The organism is Anaerococcus lactolyticus ATCC 51172, from assembly GCF_000156575.1.
Taxonomy (GTDB): domain Bacteria; phylum Bacillota; class Clostridia; order Tissierellales; family Peptoniphilaceae; genus Anaerococcus; species Anaerococcus lactolyticus.
This window is the reverse complement of sequence record NZ_GG666044.1, coordinates 1-22,177: the sequence shown is the minus strand read 5'-3', so window position 1 is coordinate 22,177 and position 22,177 is coordinate 1. Positions and strand designations below refer to the sequence as shown.

General features: G+C 34.8%; 21 protein-coding genes. 19 read left to right on the top strand and 2 right to left on the bottom strand.

The genetic code is table 11. From position 1 onward, the window contains the following. Positions 1–82: 82 nt before the first annotated feature. From HMPREF0072_RS00105 to HMPREF0072_RS00090, 4 genes are all read left to right on the top strand, one after another. On the top strand, positions 83–862 hold the full coding sequence (locus HMPREF0072_RS00105) for an enoyl-CoA hydratase-related protein (RefSeq protein ID WP_004826540.1): 780 nt from the start codon (positions 83–85) through the stop codon (positions 860–862). 12 nt (positions 863–874) lie between these two features. After that, positions 875–1,717 (top strand): 3-hydroxybutyryl-CoA dehydrogenase, encoded by an 843-nt coding sequence (locus tag HMPREF0072_RS00100; RefSeq protein WP_004826539.1) that lies wholly within the window; start codon positions 875–877, stop codon positions 1,715–1,717. Positions 1,718–1,752: 35 nt separating this feature from the next. Beyond that, a complete protein-coding gene (locus HMPREF0072_RS00095) occupies positions 1,753–2,934 on the top strand; it encodes an acetyl-CoA C-acetyltransferase (protein WP_004826537.1) in 1,182 nt (393 codons plus the stop codon). A gap of 155 nt (positions 2,935–3,089) precedes the next feature. Then, a complete protein-coding gene (locus HMPREF0072_RS00090; RefSeq protein ID WP_004826535.1) occupies positions 3,090–4,439 on the top strand; it encodes an acetyl-CoA hydrolase/transferase C-terminal domain-containing protein in 1,350 nt (449 codons plus the stop codon). 43 nt (positions 4,440–4,482) lie between these two features. Here HMPREF0072_RS00090 and HMPREF0072_RS00085 read toward each other — a convergent pair whose 3' ends face one another. Both HMPREF0072_RS00085 and HMPREF0072_RS00080 read right to left on the bottom strand, forming a co-directional pair. Further along, entirely contained in the window at positions 4,483–5,163 is a 681-nt protein-coding gene (locus HMPREF0072_RS00085) for a hypothetical protein (RefSeq protein WP_004826532.1), read from the bottom strand. Continuing rightward, positions 5,160–5,639: an aminoacyl-tRNA deacylase gene (locus HMPREF0072_RS00080; RefSeq protein WP_004826530.1), complete on the bottom strand. Its 480-nt coding sequence runs from the start codon at positions 5,637–5,639 to the stop codon at positions 5,160–5,162. Before HMPREF0072_RS00080 ends, HMPREF0072_RS00085 begins: the two co-directional genes overlap by 4 nt. Positions 5,640–5,714: 75 nt before the next feature. Here HMPREF0072_RS00080 and HMPREF0072_RS11015 point away from each other — a divergent pair, with 75 nt between their 5' ends. From HMPREF0072_RS11015 to HMPREF0072_RS00005, 15 genes are all read left to right on the top strand, one after another. Beyond that, complete coding sequence (locus HMPREF0072_RS11015) at positions 5,715–6,461, top strand: hypothetical protein (protein WP_004826528.1); 747 nt, start codon at positions 5,715–5,717, stop codon at positions 6,459–6,461. 40 nt (positions 6,462–6,501) lie between these two features. Continuing rightward, positions 6,502–7,026 (top strand): DUF1836 domain-containing protein, encoded by a 525-nt coding sequence (locus tag HMPREF0072_RS00070; RefSeq protein WP_004826526.1) that lies wholly within the window; start codon positions 6,502–6,504, stop codon positions 7,024–7,026. Next, complete coding sequence (locus HMPREF0072_RS00065) at positions 7,014–7,868, top strand: DegV family protein (protein ID WP_004826524.1); 855 nt, start codon at positions 7,014–7,016, stop codon at positions 7,866–7,868. The genes HMPREF0072_RS00070 and HMPREF0072_RS00065 overlap by 13 nt, the downstream gene beginning before the upstream one ends. Positions 7,869–8,032: 164 nt before the next feature. Then, positions 8,033–8,590 (top strand): translation initiation factor IF-3, encoded by a 558-nt coding sequence (gene infC, locus HMPREF0072_RS00060; protein ID WP_004826522.1) that lies wholly within the window; start codon positions 8,033–8,035, stop codon positions 8,588–8,590. Between the two features lies 1 nt (position 8,591). Further along, the gene (gene rpmI, locus HMPREF0072_RS00055) at positions 8,592–8,792 is read left to right on the top strand and encodes a 50S ribosomal protein L35 (protein ID WP_037328888.1); all 201 of its coding nucleotides are present in this window, start codon (positions 8,592–8,594) and stop codon (positions 8,790–8,792) included. 10 nt (positions 8,793–8,802) lie between these two features. Then, entirely contained in the window at positions 8,803–9,156 is a 354-nt protein-coding gene (rplT, locus tag HMPREF0072_RS00050; protein WP_004826519.1) for a 50S ribosomal protein L20, read from the top strand. Continuing rightward, the gene (locus tag HMPREF0072_RS00045) at positions 9,156–9,875 is read left to right on the top strand and encodes a TrmH family RNA methyltransferase (RefSeq protein ID WP_004826517.1); all 720 of its coding nucleotides are present in this window, start codon (positions 9,156–9,158) and stop codon (positions 9,873–9,875) included. The genes rplT and HMPREF0072_RS00045 overlap by 1 nt, the downstream gene beginning before the upstream one ends. Before the next feature lie 227 nt (positions 9,876–10,102). After that, positions 10,103–11,125 carry a phenylalanine--tRNA ligase subunit alpha gene (gene pheS / locus HMPREF0072_RS00040; protein WP_004826515.1) on the top strand — a complete coding sequence of 341 codons (1,023 nt, stop codon included), beginning with the start codon at positions 10,103–10,105 and terminating at the stop codon, positions 11,123–11,125. A gap of 8 nt (positions 11,126–11,133) precedes the next feature. Then, on the top strand, positions 11,134–13,521 hold the full coding sequence (gene pheT / locus HMPREF0072_RS00035; protein WP_004826513.1) for a phenylalanine--tRNA ligase subunit beta: 2,388 nt from the start codon (positions 11,134–11,136) through the stop codon (positions 13,519–13,521). Positions 13,522–13,530: 9 nt separating this feature from the next. Continuing rightward, positions 13,531–14,028: a cell division protein ZapA gene (locus HMPREF0072_RS00030; protein ID WP_004826511.1), complete on the top strand. Its 498-nt coding sequence runs from the start codon at positions 13,531–13,533 to the stop codon at positions 14,026–14,028. Next, positions 14,021–16,231: a peptidase U32 family protein gene (locus HMPREF0072_RS00025; protein WP_004826508.1), complete on the top strand. Its 2,211-nt coding sequence runs from the start codon at positions 14,021–14,023 to the stop codon at positions 16,229–16,231. Before HMPREF0072_RS00030 ends, HMPREF0072_RS00025 begins: the two co-directional genes overlap by 8 nt. Further along, entirely contained in the window at positions 16,231–18,576 is a 2,346-nt protein-coding gene (locus HMPREF0072_RS00020) for an endonuclease MutS2 (protein ID WP_004826507.1), read from the top strand. The genes HMPREF0072_RS00025 and HMPREF0072_RS00020 overlap by 1 nt, the downstream gene beginning before the upstream one ends. Positions 18,577–18,585: 9 nt before the next feature. Next, complete coding sequence (argS, locus tag HMPREF0072_RS00015; protein WP_004826505.1) at positions 18,586–20,283, top strand: arginine--tRNA ligase; 1,698 nt, start codon at positions 18,586–18,588, stop codon at positions 20,281–20,283. Further along, on the top strand, positions 20,284–20,985 hold the full coding sequence (locus HMPREF0072_RS00010) for a hypothetical protein (protein ID WP_004826504.1): 702 nt from the start codon (positions 20,284–20,286) through the stop codon (positions 20,983–20,985). After that, entirely contained in the window at positions 20,985–22,085 is a 1,101-nt protein-coding gene (locus HMPREF0072_RS00005; RefSeq protein WP_004826501.1) for a tetratricopeptide repeat protein, read from the top strand. Before HMPREF0072_RS00010 ends, HMPREF0072_RS00005 begins: the two co-directional genes overlap by 1 nt. Positions 22,086–22,177 lie beyond the last annotated feature (92 nt).

Sequence of the window (22,177 nt, the reverse complement as noted above, 5' to 3'; positions counted from 1 at the left end):
ATAAGACGGATGTTGGTTATAAAGTTAATTGTGACTTTATGCTAATAAAAACTATGTAAACGATTTATTCTAAGGGGGATGGATGACTTACAAAACTGTAAAATATGAAGTTAATGGTCACATTGCAAAGATTACTATCAATAGACCAGAGGCTTTAAACGCACTTAACTCAGAAGTATTAGACGAATTAAACACACTTCTTGATGAAGTAAGAGCTAACAAGGATCTTAGAGTAGCAATACTTACAGGTGAAGGAAGAAGCTTTGTTGCAGGAGCAGACATTAAAGAAATGTCAACTCTTACACCAGTAGAAGCTAAAGAATTTGGTTATAAGGGACTTCACGTATTTAGAAAACTTGAAAGCCTACCAATTCCAGTTATAGCTGCTATCAACGGATTTGCCTTAGGTGGTGGATGTGAAATCGCAATGAGCTGTGATTTTAGAATAGCAAGTGATAAGGCTTTATTTGGTCAACCAGAAGTAGGTCTTGGAATTACTCCAGGTTTTGCTGGTACCCAAAGACTTCAAAGACTTGTAGGTCCTGGATATGCAAAATATTTAATCTATACAGCTAAAAACATCAAAGCTGACAAGGCTTACGAAATTGGCTTAGTTCAAGAAGTCGTAGAAGCTGACAAGCTTGATGAAACAGTACAAAAATTAGCAGAAAAAATCGCTAACAACGCACCAGTTGCAGTTAGAGCTTCAAAAGAAGCTATAAATGTTGGTGGACAAGTAGATATAGATAGCGCAATTAAGGTTGAAGAAAACTTATTTGCCCTAACCTTCTCAACAGAAGATCAAAAATCTGGAATGCAAGCCTTCATAAACAAAGGTCAAGCTGAATTTAAAAATAAATAAAGGAGATAAATTATGAAAATAGGTGTAATCGGATCAGGAATCATGGGTGGCGGTATCGTAGAAACTGCTGCTAAAAGTTATGAAGTTGTAGTTAGAGATATCAAAGATGAATTCTTAGAAAAAGCAAAAGCTAGAATAGAAAAATCTTATGCTAAACAAGTTTCTAAAGAAAGAATGACAGAAGAAGCTAAAGAAGCTGCTCTTAAAAATATTTCTTACACAACAGAAGTTAAAGATTTAGCTGATTGTGACGTAGTTATCGAAGCTGCAACAGAAAATCCAAAACTCAAAAAAGAAATTTTCAAAGAATTAGACGAAGTTGTTAAAGAAGGTGCAATCCTTGCTTCTAACACATCATCTCTTTCAATCACAGACATTGCTGCAGTTACAAAAAGACCAGAAAATGTAATTGGTATGCACTTCTTCAATCCAGTTCCAGTTATGAAACTTGTTGAAGTTATCAGAGGTCTTCACACATCTGATGAAACAAACAAAGCTATTTTTGAACTTGCTGAAAAACTTGGCAAACAACCTATCGAAGTTAAAGAAGGCCCAGGCTTTGTTGTTAATAGACTTCTTATCCCAATGATTAACGAAGCTGTTGGCGTACTTGCTGACGGACTTGCAAGCGTTGAAGATATTGATAAGGGTATGCAACTTGGTGCAAATCACCCAATGGGACCTCTTGCTCTAGGAGATCTTATAGGTCTTGATACATGCTTAGCAATCATGGAAGTTCTTTATACAGAATTTGGTGATAGCAAATATAGACCATGCCCACTATTAAGACAAATGGTAAGAGCTGGAGACCTTGGTAGAAAAACAGGCAAAGGCTTCTACGATTATAGCAAATAAGATAAATAGATTTTAGAGAACATAAAGGAGAAATTATGACAAAAAAAGTAGTTATAGCAAGTGCAGCAAGAACACCAGTTGGTGCTTACGGTGGTGCATTCAAAACAGTTTCAGCAAGAGAATTAGGTGCAGTAGCAGCTAAAGCAGCAATCGAAAGAGCTGGTATCAAACCAGAAGATATAGATGAATCAATCCTTGGTTGTGTACTTCAAGCAGGTAACGGTCAAAATATAGCTAGACAAATCGCTTTAGATGCTGGTATTCCAATAGAAAAACCAGCAATGACCCTAAACATCGTTTGTGGTTCAGGTCTAAGATCAGTTTCCCTAGCAGCTCAAATGATTCTTGCTGGTGACTGCGATGTAGTTTTAGCTGGTGGTACAGAATCAATGTCTAACGCTCCATACCTATTAACAGATGAAAGATGGGGAGCTAGAATGGGTGATAAAAAAGTTGTAGATGAAATGATCAAAGATGGTCTTTGGGATGCATTCAACAACTATCACATGGGTGTTACTGCAGAAAATATAGCTGAAAAATTCGGCCTAACAAGAGAAGAACAAGACGCACTTGCTGCAGATAGCCAACAAAAAGCTGCTAAAGCTAGAGCTGAAGGAAGATTTAAAGACGAAATCGTACCAGTGGAAGTTAAAGGCAGAAAAGGAAAAGTAACAGTTGTTGATACTGATGAGTATATCAAAGAAGGCGTTACAAAAGAAAGTATTTCTGGATTAAAACCAGCTTTCATCAAAGACGGTACAGTTACAGCTGCTAACGCTTCTGGTATCAATGATGGTGCTGCTTGCCTAGTAGTAATGAGCGAAGAAAAAGCTAAAGAACTTGGCGTTAAACCTCTTGCTACAATCGTAAGCTACGCAACAGAAGGTGTTGATCCAAAAATCATGGGTACTGGCCCAATCCCAACAGTTAGAAAAGCTCTAGAAAAAGCAAACCTAACTCTAGAAGATATCGACTTAATCGAAGCTAACGAAGCATTCGCTGCTCAAGCTCTTTCAGTAATCAAAGAACTTGGATTAAACACAGATATCGTAAACGTAAATGGTGGAGCTATTGCAATCGGTCACCCAGTTGGTGCATCAGGTGCAAGAATCCTAACTACACTTCTTTATGAAATGCAAAAGAGAGATTCTAAAAAAGGTATCGCAACACTTTGTATAGGTGGCGGTATGGGTACTGCAGTTATAGTAGAAAGATAAGATAAATTTTAAGGTGTGCAGGTAATTCTTATCTGCATGCCTTTTTTTGTCTATTTAGCAAAAAAATTTAAAATACATAGAATAGATTGATAATAATTTGTAATTATGGGTATATATAAAATATATTAAGAAAACGATACTATAAAGGGGAATATATGGATTTCAAAAAAATGTATGAAGAAAAATTGATCACCGTAAAAGAAGCGGCAGCGATGGTAAAGGACGGCGACTGGGTGGAAATGGGATGGTGTGCTCTAACACCAGTTGACTTTGACAAGGCCTTAGCTGATAGAGTAAATGAATTAAAAGATGTAAAGGTCAGGGGAGGAATCCTTGCTTATAATTCACCTACAGCTTCAGCTGACCCAACAGGAGAACACATTACCTATCATTCTTGGCACTCATCAGGCATAGAAAGAAAGTTAATCAACTCAAAAGACCACAACGCTTTCTTTATTCCAATCAAATATAGTGAGCTACCAAGATATATAAGAGAAAATGCTCCAAAAGCTGCAGTTTCAGTTTTCCAAGTTAGTCCAATGGATAAGCATGGAAACTTCAACTTTGGTGTGTCTGTAAGTCACGCTATGGCATCGTTTGAAACAGCTGATAAGGTAATACTTGAAATAAATGAAAATGTTCCAAGAGCCCTAGGTGGATATGATAACTTTATAAATATCAAAGATGTTGACTATGTTTACCAATCAACAAATTATCCAATGTTAACCCTTCCAAAAGCAAGCTTTGGTGAAGAGGAACTTAAGGCAGCAAGCTACGTAGTAGATATGCTCCGTGATGGAGATACTATTCAAATTGGTATTGGTGGATTACCAAACGCTATAGGATCAGAAATTGCAAAATCAGACCTAAAAGACCTCGGAGTTCACTCAGAAATGTATGTAGACGCCTTTAGGGAAATGGCTCTAGCAGGTAGGATCACAGGACGCAAGAAAAATATAGATGTTGGTCGTCAAACCTATGCCTTTGCAGCAGGTAGCCAAGAACTATATGATTATATAGATGATAACGAAGAACTAATGGCAGCTCCTGTTGACTATGTAAATGATATTGATGTAATAGCATCCCTTGATAACTTTGTATCAATCAATACAGTTTTACAAGTAGACCTTTGGGGACAAATCTCTGCTGAATCTATTGGAACTAAACATATTTCAGGAGCAGGCGGGGCCCTAGACTTTGTTCTTGGTGCTTATAGGTCAAAGGGAGGTAGGTCAATAATCGCCCTTAACTCATCAAGAGTAGACAAGGATGGCAAGAGAATTTCTAACATCGTACCAACTTTCGCACCAGGCACTCAAGCCACAGCTGTAAGAAGCAATACCCACTATATAGCAACTGAACAAGGTATTGTAAACTTCAAGGGTCTAACAACCTGGCAAGCAGCAGAAGCCCTTGTAAGCCTAGCCCACCCAGATAACAGGGATGAGCTCATCAAGGCAGCAGAAGAAATAGGTATTTGGAGAAATACCAACAAGAGAATATAAAAATAAGCCTTAAAGTGGTTTCACTTTAAGGCTTTTCTAATTTTTAGGCAAGTCTTGGGGTCTTTAAATTATTAGTTAAATCATAAATAGGTTCTAAAAATTTACTCGTGTCAGTCTTATTTTCTTTTATAAAATCAAAAAGTTCTAGAGCCCAGACAACCACATATTTATTGAGGTAAAAGGCTTGGATGCCGTTTGCTAAAATTGACCTCCTGCCATTTATAACTATGTCATTGCGCATTTTTGCAAAAAATTTCAGAAGAGTTTTCCTATTTTTATCATCTTCAATCAAAGAATCGACCATAACTACTAGGGATTTAAGGTAGGAATCCTTTATAGGATTAAAATAAAAATCAATGGTGTTATCTTCTCTAAGTCTTATATCTTCAGTAACTATTTGTTTATTTGAATCCTCATAGGCTTTCAAATATTGAATTTTATCAAAATTTTCGAAAAAATTTGGATAAAGCCCATAGGGATATGCTGAATTTTCTATGGTTTTTTTAAGAAACTCTAATTCATAGGAACCATTGTCAAAGGCTGCTATAAAAATTGGCGAGAGAATTACTAAAAGTCGTAACTTTTCATCATCAACATCATTTGTTAGGCTCAATGAAAAAACATCCTCAATTTGACTTTCGCTTTCAGAAATTTTTTTAAAATCATATCCATCGCTTATTTCAAAAGAAGTTTTCTTGCCTTTTTCAAACTTGGTTAAAATCATTTTATCAGATCAGCAAAGGTTGCCTTGGTGGCTTTTTGTAAGTCGGCTGGTTTAATCTTTAAGCTATGACCAACCTTGCCAGCAGATACCTTGATATAATCCATATCTTTGGCTTTTTCGTCGATGAAAACTGGAAAATCTTTTTTTAGAGCAAGGGGAGTTGTGGCTCCTCTTTCGTAGCCAACAGTTTTTCTAAGATCCTTTAAGGCTAGCATTGAAAGGCTCTTCACTCCAATAGCCTTGGCTGCTTTTTTAAAATCTATTTCATCTTCACCATTTATAACAAGGATATAAACATCGCCATCCTTGGATTCAGTAGCAAGGGTCTTAAAAATTGTATGGATGTCAGTGTGTCCTTCATTAGCTAAGTCTACAGCAGAGACAAATTCGTGGTCTAAACCATAATCTACGTGTTCATATTCTATATTTAAAGTATCGAGAAATCTCATTGCATTTGTTTTAATTTCTTTTTTCATAAAATCACCTCAAAAAGATTATACGGCAATAATAAAAAATGTAATATTGGGTATATTAAATTATAAGGAGTGACGATGAGTGAGAAAGTATTTGTAAATTATATTTATGATTCCTGCTATAGCCTTTCTTACGGGGATTATTTTTTGGTTTTTGATTATGCTAAGGGACTTCTTGAGATTCCGGAATCAAAACACATCATATTTTTTGCGACGGATAAGGGAGGGAATTCTTATACAGAAGAGATTTTAAATTTGAGCAAGTTAAAGTCTATAGCTTATATTTTAAATAAAAATGTAAGTAACCTAGCCTACCAAGATAATATTATCTATCTTAATAAGGATGAGCTCGGCATGAAAGATTTGAAAAATCTTTATAAGAAGGAGAATGTTTATCTTTTGGGAGAAAATGATTTTTTAAGGCTTAATTTTGGGATTGATGATTTTCTAGTAAGAACTTTTTCTGTAGATGGAGATAGGCTAGGATTTTTTATAGAAATCGACTCACTTTTAATTTTTTATGGTGGGTCAATGGATTTTAATAAAATATATGGTGATAGGTACCTAGACTTGCTTGATGAGGTAGAAATCGAAAATCCAGATATAATCTTCTTGCCGATAACAGATTTGACAAAAGAATCTCTTTCCTACTTAGAAGAAATTTTAGACGTGGCCAATAGTCAAATTTTCTTTCCTACAAGGATTGGATCTAGGGAAGAAAAGAGTCTGGAATTTAAAAATTATTACAAGTCGAAAGCCACAGATATAAGGGCTATAGATAAGGCGAATGAGACTCTTGAAATAGAATTAAATAGTGATGACTAATCTAGTATTATTAACTAGATAAGGTATAATATGGAAGAATATGATAAGAAAAATTAATGAATTAGAAAATATAAGCTTACCAAGCTGGGATAAGCTACCTGACGAAGGCATTTATAAGGAAGAGTTACTAACCTATCTTAAAGATGTTTTAAAACCACTTTATGTTGTAGATGAGAATGTGATCAGCCCTTCTATGGTAAATAATTATGTCAAACTGGGCTACATAGAGAAACCTAAGAATAAAAAGTATTTTAGACCAGCCATAGCCCAGCTAATAGTAATATCTATTTTTAAGCAGGTGATTACTATAGAAGATGTGGCCAAGGGGATTGATATAGAAATGTCAACTTTTGGTCTACAAGACGTTTACGAAAATTTCGAAAGGATATTTAACCAAGCCAGAAAAGATATTTTAACAAGTGATGAAAACTTAAATATAAATATATCTTACAATTTTTCTGACCACCATGATAAGGTTCTTTCTTATTTATCAATATCCTTATTTACAAAATTATATACCCAATTAGTGATAGATGATCACAAGGAGATGTTATGGAAAAGATAGCTATATTAGTAGATTCAGGAAGCGATTTAAGTCTTGACTACATAGGCAAAGAGGGTTTTTATTATTTGCCCCTATATGTAAACTTAGATGGTAAGTTCCTCAAAGATAGGATTGACATAAGTCCTGAAGATTTTTATGAATGGATAAAAACTAATAACAAATTACCAAAGACATCTATGCCTTCTCCAGGAGACATCAATGAGCTTTTGGAAAAAATTAGAGATGATGGTTATGATAGGGTGATTTGTATAAATATAGGAAGTAAATTTTCTGGCACCTATAATGCTTGCAAGCTTGCAGAAGTTGAAGGGATTGAAGTTTATGCCTTCAATACAGGAAATCTCACCTTGGCCCAAGGATTTTTTGCAACCTATGCTAAAAAATTAATAGATGACGGTTTTGCTTTTGAGGAGATAACAAAAAAACTCGAAGAAAAAATAGAAGATTCCAAGGTATTTTTTACAATTGCTACTTTCAAATACATAGTAGAAGGTGGCAGGGTACCAAAAACTTTTGGCAAGATTGGCGATGCTTTGTCTGTAAAGCCAATTATTAAAACAGTCCCACCAGAAGGTGGATTTGCTATAGAAAAAATCGTCAGAGGAGAAAAGAAAACCCTAAGTCAATTAGAAAAGATAATAAGAAAAAAACTTGAAGGAGTAAAAGACTATTACTTTTTCATATCTGAGGGCGATTACAAAGAAGGCCATGAAAAATTAAAGGAAAGCTTAAAAGATATTATAGAAAATGCTCAAATCTATAGGGAAGGACAAATATCACCAACTCTAGGAGCAAATACTGGACCTGGTCTAGTTGGCGTTGGATTTTTTATCCTAGATTAATTGGATTTTGTATCAGGTAAAAAAATAGCTTAAATAATTTGACAAAATTAGGATAAACTAGTATTATCATACATGTAAACAACAAAGAAGTACCCAAACTCACCTACCGGCATAAGCTTTTAGGTTAATAAGATTTATTTTGATAGATTATTTGTGGGTACTTTGTGCCCGCTTTTTTTATACAATACATTGGAGGTATAACTATAAAAGATTTAAGAATCAACGATGAAATTAGAGCTAGTCAGGTAAGACTAATAGATGAGCAAGGTAACCAAGTTGGTATCACTTCTCTAAAAGAAGCCCAAGATATGGCTGATGATAGAAATCTTGACCTGGTACTTATGAGTCCAAACGCAAAACCACCTGTAACAAGGATAATGGACTATGGTAAGTTCAAATATGATCAAGAGAAAAAGGAAAAAGAGAATAAGAAAAAACAAAAGAATGCTCAATTAAAAGAGACAAGATTTTCTTTAAATATCGAAGATAATGACTTACAAACCAAGGCAAATCAAACTAAAAAATTCTTAAACAACGGGGATAAAGTCAAAGTATCTATAAGATTCCGTGGTAGGGAACTTGGTAGAAAAGAACCTGGCTACGAATTGATGGATAAGTTCAACGGTATGCTAGATGGCTGTGGCAAGATTGAAAAAAAGCCTAAGATGGAAGGCAGATCTCTTGTTATGTTTCTAGAACCAAATGATGAAAAAGGAGAATAAGATGGCAAAAAATAAGATTAAAACTAAAAGAGCAGCTGCTAAGAGATTCAAAGTAACAGGCTCTGGCAAAATCATGAGAAGAAAAGCTTACAAGGGACACTTAACAGCTAAAAAATCACCAAACAGAAAAAGAAGATTAAGAAAACCAGCAGAAGTTTCACAAACTGTATACAAAAACGTTAAGAAACTAATTGGTGCATAGGAGGATATAGATGGCAAGAATTAAAAGAGCAGTTAACGCAAAAAAAAGACATAAAAAAGTATTAAAACAAGCAAAGGGTTATTACGGTTCCAAAAGCCTTCTATTTAGAACAGCTAACCAAGCTGTAATGAAATCTCTATCTTATGCTTATATTGGTAGAAAACATAGAAAAAGAGACTTTAGAAAACTTTGGATTGCAAGAATCAATGCAGCAGCAAGACTTAATGGTACAAGCTACTCAAAACTTATGGGTGGTCTTAAAAAAGCAAACATCGATATCAATAGAAAGATGTTAGCTGAACTTGCAGTAAATAGCCCAGAAGAATTTGCAAAATTAGTAGAAGCAGCTAAAAAAGAAGCTTAATGATAATAGAATCGGTATCAAATCAAAATTTTAAGTTCTTAAACAAGCTTAAAATGAAAAAGTATCGAGATAAAGAAAATTCATTTATTATAGAATCTAAAAAATTAGTAGATGAGGCAATAGCTTCATCTGCTAAGGTGGATTTTATTTTTTTAAAAGAAGGCGTTAGTTATGAAACAAGTCATAAGACTTTAATCTTTTGCGAAAGCCTTTTTACCAAAATATCATCAATGACAAGTCCTGACGGGATTGGGGCTGTCATAAAGAAGAAAGATCCTGTGGAAATTTCATCATCTAAGATTTTGCTCTTGGATGGAACAAATGATCCAGGAAATCTTGGCACTATGATTCGCTCAGCAGAAGCTTTTGGTTTCAAAGATGTGATTTTAATGCCAGGGACAGCCGATGTCTACAATGAGAAAACTCTCAGGGCATCTATGGGATCAATCTTTAGGCTAAATATTTTAAATAAGACCTATGATGATATAAAAAAGCTAAAATCTTGCTACAGAATCCTATCAGCTGATATGGATGGGCTAGATATTAGAAATTATAAGAAAGATTCTAAAATAATTATCGCTATAGGAAATGAGGCAAATGGCCTTAGTCAGGAAATGAGAGAAATCACTGATGAATTTATAAAAATTCCTATGGAAGGCGAAATCGAATCTTTAAATGCAGCCATAGCTGCGAGCATAATTATGAATAGACTTATGTGATGATTCGGAAAGACTTTAATTATTCTTATACAGCAAGAAAGGGATGTTGAGAGCCTTTTAAGTCACGATTAGGGTTATTCACCGATGAACTTTGAGATGAATTAAGTAGTCGATACGTAAACTTTTCGTTAAAGTAATGAGCGGATTTATTTATAAATCAATTAAGGTGGTACCGCAGAGCTATATCTGTCCTTTGTAGAGGACGGATTTTTTTATTTGGAGGAAAAATGGAAGAGAATTTAAAACTGGCCCTAGAAACAGCTAAGAGTGAAATCGAAAAAGCAAATAGCTTAGAGGTCCTAGAAGATCTTAGGATAAAATTTTTAGGTAAAAAGGGAACTATAACCGACCTTAAAAAGTCAATAGCTAACTTACCTAATGAAGAAAAACCTAGCGCAGGAAAACTAATAAACCAAACTAGCAAGGAAATCGAAAGCCTTCTTGCAGATAAAAACGAAAATATTAAAAAAGAACTTCTAAAAGAAAAGATAAAAGAAGAAAAAATAGATGTGACAGCTCATTTTGACAAGTATGATTCAGGTCATCTTGCTGTTATCAACCAAACTATGGAAGAGCTTGAAACAATTTTCCAAAATATGGGCTTTGACGTTGTTGCAGGCCCAGAAGTTGACACAGTTAAATATGTTTTTGATGACCTAAACAGTCCCAAAAACCACCCAGCTAGGTCTACATCTGACACTTTCTATATCAACGATGAAGTTTTATTAAGACCTCACACTTCTAGTATGCAAATTAGGGTGATGAATGAAGGCAAACTTCCAATTAAGATGGTATCTGCCGGAAGAGTTTTTAGAAATGATGAAGTTGACTCAACCCATTCACCAATGTTCCACCAATTAGAGTGCTTAGTTGTGGATGAAAATGTGTCAATTGCAAATCTAAAAGCTACCCTTGAGACCTTTATTAAAGAAATGTTTGGCGATAAGATGAGCTTAAGATATAGACCTCACCACTTCCCATTTACCGAGCCATCCCTAGAAGTGGATGTAACTTGCCCAGTATGTATGGGAGAAGGTTGCCCAGCTTGTGGTAATACTGGCTGGTCTATGGAATTATTAGGTGGTGGTATGGTTCATCCTAATGTCCTTGAAGCTTGTGGAATTGATAGCGAAAAGTACACAGGTTTTGCCTTTGGTCTTGGAGTTGACAGGATTGCTATGGTTAAATATGGCCTTGATGACATCAGACTACTTTACGATAATGACAAGAGATTTATAGAACAGTTTTAGGAGGAAGTATGTTAGTACCTTTAATTTGGCAAAAAGAATATATAGATATAGATAAAGATTTAAAAACTATCACAGATAGGCTTTCTGAAACTGGATCTCACGTAGAAGAAGTTGAAATTCATACTTCCGGCTTAGAGGGCATAGTTGTAGGCCATGTCCTAGAACAAAAAGACCACCCAGATGCTGATAGGCTAAGGGTTTTAACAATTGACGTGGGAAAAGATGCACCAATTACAATAATAACTAATGCAAAAAATACCAAAGAGGGAGATTACCTACCAGTAATCACATCTGGCACCAAGCTAGATAATGGGATGGTAATCGAAGACCACGACTTTTTTGGTATTATATCTCAAGGTATGCTCACTGCTTACTCTGAGCTTGGTTATGATGATTCTGTAATTCCTAAAGAATTAAGAGAAGGAGTAATTGTCCTAGCTGGAGAATTCAAACCAGGTACACCAGCTTCTGAAGTTCTTTTTTCAAATACGCCTGTTATAGAATACGAAATTACTCCAAACAGGTCTGACTGTCTATCTATCATGGGTATGGCAAGAGAAACAGCAGCAAGTTTTGGCGAAAAAATCACCTATCCTAGCCTAGCTTATAAGGATAACGGCGAAGATATAAAAGCCTATGCAAATGGAATTAGTATAGAAAGTGATTCTTGTCTAAGATACACAGCTAGGGTTGTAAAAAATGTAAAAATTGGTAAATCTCCTCAATGGCTACAAAATTGCCTAATGCTTGCAGGAATTAGACCTATAAATAATATAGTAGATATAACAAATTTTGTAATGCTTGAAACTGGTCAACCACTTCATGCCTATGATCTTGACAAGCTAGCTGATAAAAAAATTATAGTTAGAGATGCAAAAGAGGGCGAAGTTATCAAGACCCTTGATGACACAGAAAGAAAACTTACTCCTTCAATGCTAGTTATAGCTGATGGCAAGGAAGCTATTGGTATAGCAGGTATAATGGGAGGTTTTGATTCTGAAATAACAGATGAAACTACAAATATCCTCCTAGAAGCTGCAAGTTTTGATGCTGATAATATTAGAGATACTTCTAAGAAATTAAACCTAAGAAGTGAAGCAAGCTCAAGATTTGAAAAGGGTGTTGCTATTGAAATGGCAGATGTTGCTTCAAAAAGGGTTATGAAACTCATAGAAGATCTAAAGATTGGCGAAATTGTAGGAAACTCTTATGATGAGGGCCAAAAAGAAACCAATAATCCTATCGTTAAGCTTAGAATATCAAGACTTAATATGCTAACAGGTGTAGATTTTACCAAGGAAGAAGCAATCAGAAACCTAGAGCTTTTGGAATTTGAAGTTACGGATATAGACGAAGATACTCTTGAGGTAAAGGCCCCATATTTTAGAAATGACATAGGGATAGAAGCAGACCTAATAGAAGAAGTGGTAAGGCTTTACGGTATGGGTAAGATCGAATCAAAGCCACTTGTATCTTCACTTAAGAAGGGCGAAAGATCTCCATTAAGACTTCTAAAAGATGATCTTAAGGCTAAACTTGTTGGCCAAAAATTCTCTGAACTTGCCACCTACTCTTTCATCTCACCAAGAGAATATGACAGGCTTGGCATTGCTAAAGATTCGAAACTTAGGGACTATATCAGTTTGATAAATCCACTTGGCGAAGATTTCTCTGTAATGAGGACAACTCAAATTGCTAATATGCTTGATGTTATAGCAAAAAATATCAAGTACGGTCAAAAAGACATGAGATTTTTCGAACTAGACAGGACTTTTGAGAAAACAACAGACCAGCTTCCAAAAGAAAATCTCACCCTAACCATGGGACTCTATGGCGATTATTCCTTCTATGATATGAAGGATTTCTTCACAGAAGCAATGAGAAATACAGGTTTTACTGGTTTTTCTTATAAGGCTAATGAAAATCTATACGCCTTCCACGCAGGCAGGTGCGCAGATATCTATTTTGCTGGCGAAAAAATCGGTGTGATAGGTGAGATTTCTTATGAAGTTCGTGAAGAGTATAATATAAACAAGGGAGCAATCATCTTAGAAATTAATTTAAGCAAGATTGCAGAATTTAGAATTACCGATAAAAAATACAAGCAAATTCCGAAATTCCCTGCTATAGAACGTGATTATTCTTTTGTAGCAGATAGGGATTTAGAATCAGCTTTTATTGAAGAAATAATAAAGGCAAAGGCTGGCGACCTCCTTTATAAGATAGAATTATTTGACATCTATACAGGTAAGGGCATAGCTTGCGATCAAAAATCACTTTCTTACAGGGTTTGGTATAGAAAAGCTGATAGGACCCTAAAAGAAGAAGATATCAAGGGAGTAGAAGCTAGTATCCTTGAAGAATTAAAGGCGAAAAACATAGTATTACGTGGATAGGAGATAAAAGTGAGCGAAATTAGACTTGAAGTTAAAATTGACGGTGTGAAATATCCTCTTGTTAGCAAAGAATCAAAAGAGAGTATAGAAAAAATAGCAGCTTATGTTGACGGCAAGATTAAAGATGTGAAATCTGATAAGCTCACTTTTGATAGGCAGCTAATTTTGGCAAGCCTAAATATAGCTGACGAATATTTTAAAGATAAGGAATCTTTCAAAGAATATTGCGAGGAAAACAAAGAAGCTATAGAAGCTTATCCGGCTGTAAAAAATGAGTTAGAAACTTTTAAAAGCGAGTATGGGACTTATAAAGAAGACCTTGAAGATAAGAAGGCAGAGCTTAAGGATTTAAAAATTCTCCTCCAAGAAAAGGATGCAGAGATTTTAAATCTTTCAAAAGCAGAAAATGATGCCAATAAACTAAGGGAAAAAATCAAGGCCCTCCAAAAACAAGTTATGGATCTAACTAAGGAGAATGAAATTTTGAAGGGAAAAATTGATGAATAATCCTGAAATTCTAGCTCCAGTGGGCAATATGGATATGCTTTATGCGGGAATCGCTGCAGGGGCAGATGCTTTTTATCTGGCCCTTGATGATTTCGGCGCTAGAGCCTATGCGGAAAATTTCACCCTCGATAATATTGAGGAAGTCATAGCTTATATCCATTATTTTGATAGGAAAGTTTTTATAACTATGAATACCCTAATCAAAGATTCTGAAATAGACAAGGCTATTTCCTATTTAGAAAGGCTTTACAAGTATGGAGTAGATGGGATTTTGATCCAGGATATGGGTTTTTATTCTATTGTCAAGGACCAAATGCCAGGCCTTGACTTCCACGCTTCCACCCAGATGGCAGTAAGAGATTATCATGGGGCTAAGGCTCTTATGGACTTAGGTTTTAAAAGAATTGTCATCGCACGTGAGACACCAATAGAAGAAATAAGAAAAATAGCCAAATTTCCTTGTGAAAAGGAAGTTTTTGTCCATGGGTCACTTTGCGTTTCTTATTCTGGGGAATGTTTGATGAGTTCCTATTTCGGTGGAAGGTCTGCCAATAGGGGCAGGTGTGCTGGACCTTGTAGGCAAAAATATCAATTGATTAATGATGGGAAAATTTATGGTGATGATTATTACCTAAATATGAAGGACTTAAATGTCATCGATAATCTTGACGAGCTTATAAATCTCGGTATTGACTGCCTAAAAATAGAAGGCAGGATGAAGAGTGCCGAATATGTTTATAACTCAGTTGTAGCCTATAAGAAAAAAGTGAATGCTAATTTTTATGACAGAGAAAAACTCAGAGATATTTCAAATAGGGGCTATACTAAGGGTTTCATTTTCGGTCAAAAAAGAGACTATATTATAAAAGAAGGCGATACTAAACATAGGACTGTTGGGATTGTTGAGTTAATTGACAACAAAAAAGCCTTTAGAGCCAATTCTGACCTTCACAAGGGAGATAATCTTGAAGTTATAACAGACAGGTGCAAGAAGTTGCCTTTAACTTTGACTAAAGATTTCAAAAAAGGTGAGTTAATTTTTTTAGATAAGTATAGGGACGCAAAAATAAATTCTCAAATCCTCATGCTAAACGCAGAAAATATCAAAGATGATTTGGAAAATGGTCTAGCTTCTTATAAATCTTTACCAGTTAACCTTTACTTTGAGGGAAGAATTTGGCAAAAGCCAAGGCTAAAAATAACCTACAAAGATATAGAAGCCTCAGCTTATGACGAAAATCCAATAGAGCCTGCTTTAAAGGTTTCACTTGATGAGCTTAGCATTAGGGATAATCTTGATAGGTTTAAAGATGAAATTTTTAAGCCAGTTGACATTGAAATAAAAATTGATGAGGGGATTTTCCTAAGCAAAAAAACTATAAACAAATTAAGGCGAGATGCTATTAACCTATTGAAAGAAAAAATTGCTGGTAAATACAAAAGAAAACCTGTAAAAATCGTCAAACCAAAGCTTGCTGACCCAAGCGCAAAAAGTTCAGAGAAAAATATTGAACTTATGACTAATAATATCAATCCGGACCTTCTTCGAGGTTTTGATAAGGTCTACATAAAAGACTACGACATAAAATATAGGGGTTTCGATTTGTATTTAAACCTTGATAGTCATATGGATTATGAAATTAAGGACTTGATTGCCTATCTGAAGATCAATGAAATTAAGGGAGTGATTTTTAATAATTATAGGGACTTAGACTTTATAGATGATTTTAAAAATGCTGGTATAAAAATTAGGATTGGCAGGTACTTAAATGTAATGAATTCCTATGCCTTTGATTTTTACTCTACCTTTGCAGAAAAAATCGAGTCTTCAGTTGAAAATACGCTTGAAAATATAAATGAAAATTCGGATAGATACGAAGTTGAAGCCCTAAGTTTCGGAAGGATTGAACTAATGAATATGGTCCATTGTCCTTTTTCAACCATCAAAAATTGTGGGCTTAAGGGATGTGAAACTTGTAAATTTAGGGAAAGTGAATTCGTATCTGTAAATGGAGATAGGATGAAACTTGTTAGAAGAAATTCCTTAACAAAAATTTACCCGGCATATCCAGCTGGCTTTGATGAAAAGCTATTTAATGAGAATGTTTCAAGGTTAGTTTCGGTTTTTTCCGATGAGGACCTAAGGATTTATCAAAAAAAATCTTATAAAGATAAGCTAAATTACGAAAGAGGAGTTATTTAATGCAGGCAAAAAGCCTAGAAGTTTTAGAATACAATAAAATATTAGAAAAGCTTTCAAAAATGGCACGCTCGAGCCTGGTCAAAAAACAAATCTTAGACCTAAAGCCATCCACAGATGTAGGTTATTTGGAAGATGAACTGGAAAAAACAGGGGCCATGGCTAAGGTTATTGCTAGAAATGGCAACATTGATATATTTGGGCTTTATGATTTTAAAGAGATTGTTGGCTATATCAGGAGAAACGGGATTCTCGAGCCTTCCGATCTTTTGAAAATTTTAGGTCTCTTAAGAGTTTCAGAATATTTAAAAGACTATAGCAAAAATATTGACGATTCTTATATTGCAGATCTTTTTGACAGGATTACTACCAATGATTTTCTTAAAGAAGAAATTGATAGGTCGATTTTAAATGAAGAAGATATTGCTGATAATGCCTCAAGGGAACTTTTGGCAATCAGAAGGAGCCTTAGACGTAAGGAAGAAGAAATCAAAAATAAACTTAATTCCTACGTGACTTCTTCAAAATATGAGGATGCCCTCCAAGACAAGGTAGTTTCTGTAAGAGACGGCAGGTATGTTGTGCCGATAAAAACTAACAAGCGCTCAGTGATAAACGGTATTGTCCACGACAAGTCTGCCTCAGGGAATACTTTATTTATCGAACCCTCAGCCATAGTTGAGTTAAACAACCAATACAAGGACTTGGAATTAAAAGAAGATGCCGAGATTAGAAGGATTCTTGATAGGTTATCAAGGCTGGCACAAAAATTTGATGTAGAAATCTTAGAAAACCAAAAAATAATAGCAAGGATTGATTTTCTCCAAGCTAAGGCGAAATTTGGCCTTGAAAATGACTATTCTCTGCCAAAACTCAACCAGCAAAAAATTATTAATATAAAGTCAGCCATCCACCCACTATTGCCAGGTAAGGTTGTGCCAATAGATGTGGCGATTGGAGGCGATTACACAACTTTAATCATCACAGGACCCAACACAGGTGGCAAGACAGTTTCCTTAAAAACTGTAGGACTTATTACCCTTATGGCTCAGACTGCTCTTTTCATACCAGCAGATGAAGGATCTACTGTAAATGTTTTTGATGATGTATTTTTAGACATAGGTGATAAGCAGTCAATTGAAATGAGCCTTTCGACTTTTTCTGCATCTCTAACCAATATCGTTGATATCTTAAACAGGGTGACTAGTAATTCTTTAGTTTTGCTTGATGAAATTGGATCGGGAACTGATCCTATAGAAGGAGCAGCTCTTGCGATTTCAATTCTATCTCATTTGACTGAGAAGGAGGTGATGACCTTTGCTACAACCCATTATAGCGAGCTAAAATATTATGCTATGGAAAATAATAGGGTGATGAATGCATCTGTTGAGTTTAATGTCAACACTCTTTCCCCAACTTACAAGCTAGAGATAGGCACACCTGGTAAGTCAAATGCCTTCGAAATTTCTAAAAGACTCGGTTTGTCAGAAGAAATTTTGAAAAAAGCCAAAGACTTAATTAGTGACGATACTAAAAATTTCAATAAAATCTTAGAGCAAATCGAAGATGACAAGTATCAGATGGAAGCCAAAAATAAGGAAATTGAAGCTTATAGGCGAGAAATCCAGTCTATCAAGGACAAACTAAGGAATAAGTCCAAGGAAATAGATGAGGCTAAAGCGGAAATTATAAAAAAGGCAGAAGAGAGAGCGAATGAAATTCTCGATAAGGCCAACAAGGAAAGCCAAGCTATGCTTAAAGAAGCTAAGAGGTCTAAAAACGCCAACACTCGCGACATTGATAGGTCCTTAAATAAGATTAGGAATAAATTTAAGGATTCTTATATAGAAAGAGAAGAAGACAGGTTTGGGCAAACGAGGGCAAAGGATGCACCAGATGAGTTGAAAGTTGGAGATATGATCATAGTTGCAGGCTTAAATGAAAAGGCAGAAGTAATAGAAGGGCCAGATTCAAAGGGCAACATAAAAGTTCAGATGGGAATCCTTAAGATGGATTCAAATATCAAGAATGTAAAGAAAATTGAAGGCGTGAACCAAACTGAGAAAAACATCAAGAAGGTGTATAGTGTAAAAAAGGCTATGAATATTTCTGCAAGCTTAGATTTAAGAGGGCAAAGATATGACGAAGCCATGAGAAATCTTGATAAATATCTAGACGATGCTATGCTCGCAGGACTTGACCAAGCAAAAATCATCCACGGTAAGGGCACTGGCGCCTTAATTAAGGGTGTAAGTGAAAATTTAAAAACCGATAAGAGAGTTAAATCTTACAGGTTTGGAGATGATGAAGAAGGTGGTTACGGAGTTACCATTGTTAAGTTTTCCTAAGGAGGAAAAATGAAAGATTATAAAGAAATTATTGCTAAAAAATTAGACAGCCAAGGTATAGGTATATCAAGTGAAGATATATACCAGCTTATTGAAATTCCACCTCAAGAAAACATGGGGGATTATTCTTTCCCATGCTTTCAACTAGCAAAAACATTAAGAAAAAATCCAGCTCAAATAGCAGCAGAATTGGCTTCTACTTTGGTCATTGATGATTTTTCTGAAATAAAAAATGTTGGACCTTATATAAACTTTTTCTTAGATAGGAAAAAATTTGAAAATGACGTTATAAACGCAATTATTGACAAAAAAGAAAATTACGGCAAATCCGACATGGGCAAGGGCAAAACTGCCATAGTAGAATTTTCTTCTGTAAATATAGCTAAACCATTCCATATTGGTCACATAAGATCAACCGTAATCGGTGATGCTCTAAGAAATATCCACGAATTTTTAGGTTACAATACAATAGCTACCAACTATATCGGTGACTATGGCACTCAGTTTGGAACCATGATTGCAGCCTACAAACTTTGGGGTGATGATGAGAAATTAAATGCCAATCCAATCAAAGAGCTTTTAAATCTTTATGTAAGATATAATACTGAAGCAAGTGAGAATGAAGAAATGATGGAAGTAGCTCGTAAGGAATTTAAAAATCTAGAGGAAGGCGAAGAAGAAGCAACTAGACTTTGGTCTTGGTTTAAGGAAATTTCCTTCAATGAATTTGACAGGGTTTATAAACTTCTTGATATAGAATTTGATAATTACAAGGGTGAAGCCTATTATTCAAAATATATGCCAGAGATTTTAGAGGAATTAAAAGAAAAAAAACTCCTAGTAGAATCTGATGGGGCACAAATTATAGACCTTGCTCAATTTGACCTACCACCATCAATAATAATAAAATCAAACGGCTCATCTGCCTATATCACAAGAGATATAGCTACAGCCATAAATAGGAAAAAAGAATACAATTTTGACGAAAACCTCTATGTTGTAGCTACCCAACAAAATCTCCACTTCCAACAACTATGGAGAATACTTGAACTAATGGGCTACGACCTCTATAAAGGATGCAAGCACATCTCCTTCGGTATGGTAAGTCTAAAAGACCAAACCCTATCTACAAGGAAGGGCCAGGTAGTATTTCTTGAAGATGTGTTAAATAAGGCAATTGAAAAAACTCGTGAAATCATGGAAAATCGTGAGGACACAGTAGATGATATTGGCGAGGTATCAAGAATAGTTGGTATCGGCGCCGTTAAATTCCAAGAATTATATAACAACAGGATAAAAGACTATGTTTTTGATTGGGATGAAGTCCTAAACTTTGACGGGGAAACAGGCCCTTATGTTCAATACACCTATGCTAGAGCAAAATCTGTCCTAAGAAAAGCAGGGCTAGGTGAAATCAAACCATTGGCAATTGAAAAAATAACCAGTGATGAAGAATTTAGCCTTGTTAAAAAGCTAGCTGGTTTTGAAGATGTAGTTGTAAAGGCTAAAGAAAAATACGAGCCATCCTTAGTTACTAGACACCTAACAGATATAGCAAAGAGTTTTAATAAATTCTACAATTCTTCTAAGATTATGGTAGAAGACGAAAAATTAAAGGAAGAAAGATTAGCTCTTGCCTACGCAACATCAGTAGTAATAAAAACAGGACTAGGACTATTAGGAATAAAAACTGTGGAGAAGATGTAAATGAACAAATTTAAAGACTTCTTAGGTGTATCTAAAATAGCTTTCAAGGAAACTATAAAAAAGATTAACAAGTCTTATATGGTCTTTATCTTCGTCCTCATAAATACAATTTTTGAAAATAATGAATTCAACCTTGGTGTCATCGCTGGCACCATAGGTGGCATTATTAATTATTTTATCGGGGTAATCATATCTTGTTTTGTTGTTCAAAGCTTGGTATCTGTTGTAAAATTCGGAAATACTGGCAAATCTTCTCTTGAAAATTCGGTGGGGAATTTTTTTGGACCAATGATAGAAACCATGTTTTGGGTTTACCTATTAGAGATGTTTACCAACCTACTTTTGGTAAATTTCCCAGTCCAAGCGAGGATTTTTGTTGTTGTTCTTATACAAATTCTTCTATCATCAATATATGAACAAATATATCTAAATGGTAGAAGTGGTGTAAATGCAATCATTGAATCAGTAAACTTTGTAAAAAATAATCCGCTTCACTACGGACTTTATAGTTTGATTTTCATTGGAGTGGAGTTTTATCTAAGTTTGAAATTTGCCATAGGCCAACCAATGGGAAGGGAAAAAATAATAGCTTGTCTAATAATTGCCCTTGTCCATACTGGTTTCATGCTCTTTAGGGGAATCTTATTTAAACATCTAAATAAACATTCCTACAGGCAAAGAAAATTCATGGGGTGGTGCTAATGGGTAGCTTAGATGGTTATTTCATAAAATACACTGATAGGCTTGCTTATATTGAGCTAAGGGAAGATAGTCTGAACGAGGAACTCAAAGGCATATCCCTACCTATATATGTGGAAGATATGAAAGAAGGAATCAAGACAGGTGACTTTAAAAATGAGATAAATTTAGAAATTATTCTAGAAGCCATGCTAATAAACTTAGCAATTGATCCGAACTTTTTATATAGAAAAGAATATGAAAAAGTACTCAAAAAATATTTGAAAAATATAGGTGATTACACAGCAAATAAGTCTGTATACTGCGAAGAAAGTGATAAAACTAAGGCACTCTTACTAGCAAGAGCTGGTTATATTTTAGATTCAGCAAATAAATACAACGCCTATTTATACGCCAGACTACTTTGGCCCTTAGCCTATGAAGATGATGGCCAATATCAAAATGACTTTGTAAAGGAAGCCCTAAGGATACTCCAAGAAATCCTAAAGAATGATGAAAAATTTAAATTATCTTACTACGAACTTGGAAATATATACTCAAACCTAGGCGAATACATCAAAGCAAGGTCTTACTATAACAATGCATTAAGACTGACAGATGATGAAATAGCGAAAAATGATATAAGAAATAAGCTAATATCAATAGATGATAATGCAGAAATTGAACAAGCCCTATATTATATAGGAAAAAGCAATTATAATGAAGCTGTAAGAACCTTAACCAAACTTTTATCAAAAACAAAAAGAGCAGACGCCTATTACTATTTAGGAGTGGCCTATCAAAATCTTGGCAACTATGAAAATTCGATCATGGCATTTGAACAATCTCTTGAATTAAATGCAGACTTTAGAGAACTTTATAATGACTATGCTATAAGCCTATACCTAAATAAAAACGAGTTTGAAGCATTAAAAGTCATAGGAGAGGGACTAAAAAAATATCCTCAAGATCCCAGAATGACCTACAACAAGATACAAATAAATCTGGTAGTAGGAAACACAGAAAAAGCCAAGGAAGACATTGAAGAGCTACTAACCTATGATGACCTAACAGAGGAAATAAAAGAAAACCTAAAAATAATAAAACATCATTACAAACTATAACAAAAGCCCAAAAATGGGCTTTTTTAAATTTTTTAATAAAAAAATTTGACAAAGCAAAAAACAGATGTTATAGTATTGAATGTCGGCAAGAT

What these genes read in the sequence shown, in the direction of transcription:
- HMPREF0072_RS00105 (WP_004826540.1), top strand. Translation starts at nt 83, where the DNA reads ATGACTTACAAAACTGTAAAATATGAAGTTAATGGTCACATTGCAAAG.
- HMPREF0072_RS00095 (WP_004826537.1), top strand. Translation starts at nt 1,753, where the DNA reads ATGACAAAAAAAGTAGTTATAGCAAGTGCAGCAAGAACACCAGTTGGT.
- pheT (WP_004826513.1), top strand. Translation starts at nt 11,134, where the DNA reads ATGTTAGTACCTTTAATTTGGCAAAAAGAATATATAGATATAGATAAA.
- HMPREF0072_RS00065 (WP_004826524.1), top strand. Translation starts at nt 7,014, where the DNA reads ATGGAAAAGATAGCTATATTAGTAGATTCAGGAAGCGATTTAAGTCTT.
- HMPREF0072_RS00090 (WP_004826535.1), top strand. Translation starts at nt 3,090, where the DNA reads ATGGATTTCAAAAAAATGTATGAAGAAAAATTGATCACCGTAAAAGAA.
- HMPREF0072_RS11015 (WP_004826528.1), top strand. Translation starts at nt 5,715, where the DNA reads ATGAGTGAGAAAGTATTTGTAAATTATATTTATGATTCCTGCTATAGC.
- HMPREF0072_RS00070 (WP_004826526.1), top strand. Translation starts at nt 6,502, where the DNA reads ATGATAAGAAAAATTAATGAATTAGAAAATATAAGCTTACCAAGCTGG.
- argS (WP_004826505.1), top strand. Translation starts at nt 18,586, where the DNA reads ATGAAAGATTATAAAGAAATTATTGCTAAAAAATTAGACAGCCAAGGT.
- HMPREF0072_RS00005 (WP_004826501.1), top strand. Translation starts at nt 20,985, where the DNA reads ATGGGTAGCTTAGATGGTTATTTCATAAAATACACTGATAGGCTTGCT.
- pheS (WP_004826515.1), top strand. Translation starts at nt 10,103, where the DNA reads ATGGAAGAGAATTTAAAACTGGCCCTAGAAACAGCTAAGAGTGAAATC.
- rplT (WP_004826519.1), top strand. Translation starts at nt 8,803, where the DNA reads ATGGCAAGAATTAAAAGAGCAGTTAACGCAAAAAAAAGACATAAAAAA.
- HMPREF0072_RS00010 (WP_004826504.1), top strand. Translation starts at nt 20,284, where the DNA reads ATGAACAAATTTAAAGACTTCTTAGGTGTATCTAAAATAGCTTTCAAG.
- HMPREF0072_RS00045 (WP_004826517.1), top strand. Translation starts at nt 9,156, where the DNA reads ATGATAATAGAATCGGTATCAAATCAAAATTTTAAGTTCTTAAACAAG.
- HMPREF0072_RS00020 (WP_004826507.1), top strand. Translation starts at nt 16,231, where the DNA reads ATGCAGGCAAAAAGCCTAGAAGTTTTAGAATACAATAAAATATTAGAA.
- HMPREF0072_RS00100 (WP_004826539.1), top strand. Translation starts at nt 875, where the DNA reads ATGAAAATAGGTGTAATCGGATCAGGAATCATGGGTGGCGGTATCGTA.
- HMPREF0072_RS00085 (WP_004826532.1), bottom strand. Translation starts at nt 5,163, where the DNA reads ATGATTTTAACCAAGTTTGAAAAAGGCAAGAAAACTTCTTTTGAAATA.
- rpmI (WP_037328888.1), top strand. Translation starts at nt 8,592, where the DNA reads ATGGCAAAAAATAAGATTAAAACTAAAAGAGCAGCTGCTAAGAGATTC.
- HMPREF0072_RS00025 (WP_004826508.1), top strand. Translation starts at nt 14,021, where the DNA reads ATGAATAATCCTGAAATTCTAGCTCCAGTGGGCAATATGGATATGCTT.
- HMPREF0072_RS00080 (WP_004826530.1), bottom strand. Translation starts at nt 5,639, where the DNA reads ATGAAAAAAGAAATTAAAACAAATGCAATGAGATTTCTCGATACTTTA.